At 44.6% G+C, this 5,654-nt stretch carries 7 protein-coding genes and 1 pseudogene; 5 read left to right on the plus strand and 3 right to left on the minus strand.

The genetic code is table 11. The features are described from left to right. Positions 1–154: 154 nt before the first annotated feature. Both Q0338_RS03605 and mscL read right to left on the minus strand, forming a co-directional pair. Complete coding sequence (locus Q0338_RS03605; protein WP_298085568.1) at positions 155–793, minus strand: Crp/Fnr family transcriptional regulator; 639 nt, start codon at positions 791–793, stop codon at positions 155–157. 9 nt (positions 794–802) lie between these two features. Continuing rightward, the gene (gene mscL / locus Q0338_RS03610) at positions 803–1,210 is read right to left on the minus strand and encodes a large-conductance mechanosensitive channel protein MscL (RefSeq protein ID WP_298085569.1); all 408 of its coding nucleotides are present in this window, start codon (positions 1,208–1,210) and stop codon (positions 803–805) included. Positions 1,211–1,335: 125 nt separating this feature from the next. On the opposite strand from mscL, the gene gltX reads away from it, so the two are divergent. From gltX to Q0338_RS03625, 3 genes are read left to right on the plus strand one after another with little or no spacing between them, the layout of a single operon-like run. Further along, positions 1,336–2,637 carry a glutamate--tRNA ligase gene (gene gltX, locus Q0338_RS03615; protein ID WP_298085570.1) on the plus strand — a complete coding sequence of 434 codons (1,302 nt, stop codon included), beginning with the start codon at positions 1,336–1,338 and terminating at the stop codon, positions 2,635–2,637. Further along, complete coding sequence (locus tag Q0338_RS03620) at positions 2,634–2,921, plus strand: YggT family protein (RefSeq protein WP_297940707.1); 288 nt, start codon at positions 2,634–2,636, stop codon at positions 2,919–2,921. Before gltX ends, Q0338_RS03620 begins: the two co-directional genes overlap by 4 nt. Further along, a complete protein-coding gene (locus Q0338_RS03625) occupies positions 2,905–4,542 on the plus strand; it encodes a lytic transglycosylase domain-containing protein (protein ID WP_298085571.1) in 1,638 nt (545 codons plus the stop codon). The genes Q0338_RS03620 and Q0338_RS03625 overlap by 17 nt, the downstream gene beginning before the upstream one ends. Here the strand turns inward: Q0338_RS03625 and Q0338_RS03630 are convergent. Then, on the minus strand, positions 4,442–4,936 hold the full coding sequence (locus tag Q0338_RS03630; protein WP_298085572.1) for a hypothetical protein: 495 nt from the start codon (positions 4,934–4,936) through the stop codon (positions 4,442–4,444). The genes Q0338_RS03625 and Q0338_RS03630 overlap by 101 nt on opposite strands. A gap of 100 nt (positions 4,937–5,036) precedes the next feature. Here Q0338_RS03630 and mobB point away from each other — a divergent pair, with 100 nt between their 5' ends. Next, positions 5,037–5,519 (plus strand): molybdopterin-guanine dinucleotide biosynthesis protein B, encoded by a 483-nt coding sequence (mobB, locus tag Q0338_RS03635; RefSeq protein WP_298085573.1) that lies wholly within the window; start codon positions 5,037–5,039, stop codon positions 5,517–5,519. Beyond that, a pseudogene (locus tag Q0338_RS03640) lies at positions 5,516–5,654 on the plus strand (fructose-bisphosphatase class I); the annotation flags it as partial. The gene mobB and the pseudogene Q0338_RS03640, both read left to right, overlap by 4 nt.

Genomic DNA, 5,654 nt, shown 5'->3' on the forward strand with positions numbered 1-5,654 from the left:
CAGATACCGAAGCTGCACAAAAGAAGAAAAATTAAAATTCCGCGTTTAAATTCGGCGTTAAATGACGTCAAATTTGATCAAATTTCTAAAATTCTTGCGGATTAGTCGCGAAGTAAAATTTGAGTTAAATTTACAAAACCGGCAAGCGACCGATTTATCCCTCAAACATCTCCGAAAGTTCGTTTGTAGCGATATTTACGATTTTATTGTTTGCGTCTAACTCAATCAAATTTTGGGCTTTAAATTTCGCCAAGATCCTTGAAAACGTCTCTGGAGTGATGTTTAGGATGGAGGCTATTTTGATGTGTTTTAGCTCGTTAAAAAGATCGGCGTGATTAACGAGAAAGCTCGCAACCTTGGCCTCGGAGTTTAGCACGAGCTCTTGATGTATCAGCTCGCTTGCGATTTTTAGCTTTTGCGAGAGCGATTTTATGATTTGCAGCGATACGCGCGGGTTTGATAAAAACTCGGCGTAAAATTTATCATAGTCGATTTTTAGCACCTCGCCGCCCGTTAAAAATATCGCCGTCGCCGGAAATTTGATATTTTCAAAGTTGGCAAGCTCGGCTACGAAGCTAATCCCGTTAAACTGATGCATAAAAATCTCTTTGCCTTTTGGGCCTATTTTATAGAGCTTGAGAGAGCCTTTTATGAGGAGGTGGAGCCACTTTGACTCCTCGCCCTCCATAAATAAAAACTCGCCTTTTTTATATTTTTTTAGGATGCTGATATCTTCTAGCCTTTTTAGCTCGGCCTCGTTTAGCCCCTGAAAAAACGGGATTTGCTCTAGCATTTGGCGTTCTTATTTATTTTTTAAAAGATCTCTGATCTCGGTTAGAAGCGCGACGTCCTCAGGCACCGGCGCAGGCTCCTCGGCTTTTGGCTCCTCCGCTTTTGGTTTTTTGAGCGAATTTATAGCCTTAACGACGCAGAAAATACAAAACGCGATAATCGTAAAATCGACCATCGTTTGTATAAACGAGCCGTAGTTTACGGTTACGGCAGCCGTATCGCCGACTGCGTCTTTTAGAGTAAATTTTAAATCCGTAAAATTTACGCCGCCCGTTAGTACGCCTACGATTGGCATGATCACGTCGCCCACTAGCGAGCTAACGATTTTACCGAAAGCCCCTCCGATCACGACGCCCACGGCCATGTCGATGACGTTGCCGCGCATTGCGAATTCTTTAAATTCCTTAACGAAACTCATCTTTTTCCTTTGCATTTTAAAATTAGATATCAATTATATTTATTTTAGCTTCACAAAAGATAAAAAAGCCAAGTTAAATTCTTAAAATGCTATAATCGCCCCTAAAAATCAATAAGGAAACAAAAATGTATCGTTTTGCGCCGTCGCCGACAGGCGATATGCATCTGGGAAATTTAAGGGTTGCGATCCTAAACTACGTCTGTTCGCTCCAGGATAAAAGCGGCTTTATCATCCGCATCGAGGATACCGACAAGGAGCGCAATATCCCCGGAAAAGACAAGGAAATTTTAGAAATTTTAGAGCTTTTCGGTATCAAATGGGACACGCTTTATTATCAAAGTAAAAATTTGAAATTTCACCGCGAGTTTGCGGCAAAGCTTTTGATAGATAAAAAGGCGTTTTCGTGCTTTTGCACCGAAAGCGAGCTTGAGGCCAAAAAAGAAGCCGCAAAGGCTAGAGGCGAAGCCTACCGCTACGACGGCACATGCGAGTACCTAAGCGACAATGAAGTGCTAAACAACCAAAAGCCTTTCGTCGTGCGCATGAAAAAGCCGCTAGGCACGATGAAATTTAAAGACGCTATAAAGGGCGAGATCAGCTTCGAGCCTGAAAACGTCGATAGTTTTGTGATTATGCGAGCTGATTTTACGCCGACTTATAACTTCGCCTGCGCGGTCGATGATATGCTCGAGGGCGTTACCTTCGTCATCCGCGGCGAGGATCACGTCAGCAACACGCCAAAGCAAGACCTCATCCGCGAGGGCCTAGGCTACACGCAAAAGATAAACTACGCCCACCTGCCTATCATCCTAAACGTCGAGGGCAAAAAAATGAGCAAACGCGAGAACGAAAGCAGCGTAAAATGGCTACTCTCGCAAGGCTTTATGCCTGAAGCCATCGCAAACTACATCGTCTCGTTAGGCTACAAGGCGCCGGTTGAAATATTTACGATAGAAGAAGCCGCGCAGTGGTTTGATATCTCGAAGGTTTCGGCATCTCCGGCCAAATTTGACGTCAAGCAGCTTGAGCACATCAACCGAGAGCACATAAAAAGAGCAAGCGACGAGAGACTAGCCGCGCTAATGGGCATAAAGCCTGAATTTGCCGCTATAGCTAGATTTTACACGCAAGAAAGCAGCCTACTAACCGAGATAAAGGCCAAGGTCGATGCGATTTTCGCGACCAAATTTATCCCAGATGAGTTTAAGGCGGGTTGCGAGGCGATAAAAGCCGCTGTAAATTCGCTAAATTTGAGCGAATTTGGCGAATTTAACGAGCTAAAAAAAGCTCTCATGGACGCGACCGGACTAAAAGGCAAAGGCTTTTTTATGCCGCTTAGAATTTTGCTCACGGGCGCCGAACACGGCCCTGAGCTTAGCGAGCTATATCCGCTCATCAAACCGTATCTAAAGGAAATTTTACGATGATATTTTCGGTATTTTTAGAAGCAGTCGGCAGTATCTTGCATATCGTTATCAGCGCCTACACGTGGATCATCATAGGCGCAGCGATCATAAGCTGGGTGCGCCCCGATCCCTATAATCCTATCGTGCAGCTGCTCTACCGCCTCACCGAGCCCGTCTATGCCGCTATCCGCCGCGTGATACCGACGGTTTTTGGCGGTATAGATATAGCGCCTATTATCGTGCTTTTGTCGCTTCAGTTTATAGATAGATTTTTCGTAAGGCTTATGTTTGCGTACGCTGCTTAAATTTATCCTGCCCGCGATTTTTGCGGCGGCGGCGTTTGGCGGAGTTAAGAGCTTTGAGGAGATAAAAGACGAGCCTAAGGGGCTTGCTAAGGATTACTACTTTTACCGTCTTTTAACCGAAGGCGACTACACTAAGGAGCAGGCGCAAATTTTAAACAAAGACGTCTTTCGCCGAGCGGGCGTGCTAGCAAAGAAACTGGCTGAAATTTTGCCGCCTAAAAAGACCAAAGGAAACTGCGATAGCGTAAGCGCGAAAAATATCCTAGACGCAAACGTAACCTGCCAAAAACAGCGCCTCAGAGTACCTTTTATGATGAAGCTAAAAAAGGAAACGAGGCAAAAGCTGGCGGATAAATTTAAAGACTCCGATCCGATTATTTACCGCCGCTTGAGCGCGCTAAACGAAAAGCACCCCGAGGACGAATTTGCCAAATTTAACGATACGGACGCGTTTTTGGTTTATTTTAACCAGTCCTCGCACAAGGATAAATTTGATAAGATATTTGACGCAAATTTTATAAATTCGCTCGCGACGAAAAAGGAGTTTCACGCTCTAGCAAACGATTTGATAATCGATAAAAAATCGGCTAAATTTAGGCAAAATTTTCTCGCGATAAAAGAAACCGAGCTTGCGGGCAAGGACGCCTTTATGCTCGGCGTTAACGCGGTTTTATTAAATTCTCCAAAAGACGCGATGAGGTTTTTTGCTAGAGCCGAGGCGGCATTTGATAGGCAGGACCGCAAGGATAATGCCGTATTTTGGCTGTATCTGCTGAGCAAGGACAAAAGCTATCTTGAGAAGCTAAATCAAAGCCGCGACGTAAATATCTATACGCTCTACGCAAACGAGCTAACCGGCGCAAGTCCGGCCGCAAATATCGTCTCGCCGACGCCTACGAAAGAAAAGGTAGAGGGCTATGACATAAAAGACCCGTTTTTGTGGCAAAAGACGTTTAAAATGATAAAAGAGATGAGTGCCGAGGACGCCGCAAAGCACTCCGAAACTTTTAACACCAAAGAGACGCTAGGTCAGTATGCCTACCTGATGGAAAAAGCAAGCGGCTACAAGGATAGCTACTTCGTCATGCCGTTTGTAGATGAATTAGAGGACGTAAACGCGACTAGAAAGGCGCTTCTTTACGCGATCGGCAGACAAGAGAGCCGCTTTATCCCGGCCGTCATCTCGACCTCTTATGCGCTCGGTATGATGCAGTTTATGCCGTTTTTGGCTAACCATATCGGCAAAAAAGAGCTTGCGATCCCAAATTTCGATCAAGACGATATGTTTGACCCGCGTCTTGCTTTAAAATTTGCGGACCACCACTTAAATTATTTGGAGAAATACCTCTATCATCCGCTTTTTGTCGCTTATGCGTATAACGGCGGTATCGGCTTTACCAAAAAGATGCTTCAGCGAGGCGACCTTTTTAACGAAGGCAAGTATGAGCCGTTTTTATCCATGGAGCTAGTACCCTTCGCCGAGAGCCGCGACTACGGCAAAAAGGTACTCGCAAACTATGTTATCTACCTAAGGCTTCTCCGTTCCAGTACATCGATTTCGACACTTTTTGAAAGCTTAAAGACGCCTTCTTTGACGGATAAATTTCGAAATCAAGATTGATTTTGTCGCTTTTGATCTCTGGGGTGCTGACCTCAAAATACTGAGCCCACGGCACCTCAAAGCTCACTTTTTCTAAAAGCGGATCGTTTGCGGCTAGGCGTCTAACCATGATGCCTTGTTGCAAACCGTTTGCCGTGAAGCTCTCCTCTAAAATTTTAACCTCTTTAGGATGCACGGCCACGACGAATTTCTCTCTTTTTTGTTCATCGATTAGCTCGCTATAGATCGGATTTAGATAGGTCGCGACGATTAGGATATTCGTATCGGCATCTATGATCTCAGACTTGCTCGTGTAGGCTAAAAGCTCGTTTTTTAGCGGTTCGTGGATATATTTTTTATCCGCGCAACCGACTAACGCCAAAATAAAACTTAAGAAAAATACGCTCTTTTTCATTTTAAAACCTCTTTAAATTTGGTGCTATTTTAGATAAATTTTGCTTTTAAAAAGCCTAAATTTGCTATAATCCGCGTAAATTTCAAAAATTCGGAGAAAAATGAAAAAAGCGGCGATGGCGTTTTCCGGACCTTCAAATAGCGGCAAAACCACGCTTATTTTAAAGGTCGCCAAAAAATTTATAGATGACGGGCTAAAAGTCGTAATCATCAAGCACGACCCGGGCGACAAGGCGAGGTTTGACGTCGAGGGCAAGGATAGCTATAAATTTAGCCAAATAGGCGCCGAGGTCGCGGTCATGAGTCCGACGCGCACGACCTTTTTCTCGCAAGAAAGCAAGAGTGTGGACGACGTCGTAGCGATGGCTGGCGAGTTTGATTTGCTATTAGTCGAGGGGCTAAAAACTCTGCCGCTGCCGCGTATCAGCGTGTTTAAGGACGAGATAAACGAGGATTATCTTAGCTTTTCAAACGCGATCGCAAGTTATAAAAAAGACTACGAGATCGATAAGCCAAACTTCGATCTAGACGATACGCAGGCCATCTGCGAGTGGATACTAAAAAACGCAAAGGTTTTAAAATGAACGAAATTTTCGAAACGATTAAAAAGATCGCCGTAAAAATCGGCGAAGAGATAAAATACGCCGATCTAGGCTACACCGACCACGCCAACGCCACGGGCGACACGCAGCTAAAGCTAGACGTGAGAAGCGACGATA

Origin of the sequence: uncultured Campylobacter sp., assembly GCF_938018145.1 — a bacterium.
In the GTDB taxonomy this organism is placed as follows: Bacteria; Campylobacterota; Campylobacteria; order Campylobacterales; family Campylobacteraceae; genus Campylobacter_A.

Bases quoted from the DNA above. Each gene is read 5' to 3' on its own strand.
- Q0338_RS03605 (WP_298085568.1), bottom strand. From the start codon at position 793: ATGCTAGAGCAAATCCCGTTTTTTCAGGGGCTAAACGAGGCCGAGCTA.
- mscL (WP_298085569.1), bottom strand. From the start codon at position 1,210: ATGAGTTTCGTTAAGGAATTTAAAGAATTCGCAATGCGCGGCAACGTC.
- gltX (WP_298085570.1), top strand. From the start codon at position 1,336: ATGTATCGTTTTGCGCCGTCGCCGACAGGCGATATGCATCTGGGAAAT.
- Q0338_RS03620 (WP_297940707.1), top strand. From the start codon at position 2,634: ATGATATTTTCGGTATTTTTAGAAGCAGTCGGCAGTATCTTGCATATC.
- Q0338_RS03630 (WP_298085572.1), bottom strand. From the start codon at position 4,936: ATGAAAAAGAGCGTATTTTTCTTAAGTTTTATTTTGGCGTTAGTCGGT.
- mobB (WP_298085573.1), top strand. From the start codon at position 5,037: ATGAAAAAAGCGGCGATGGCGTTTTCCGGACCTTCAAATAGCGGCAAA.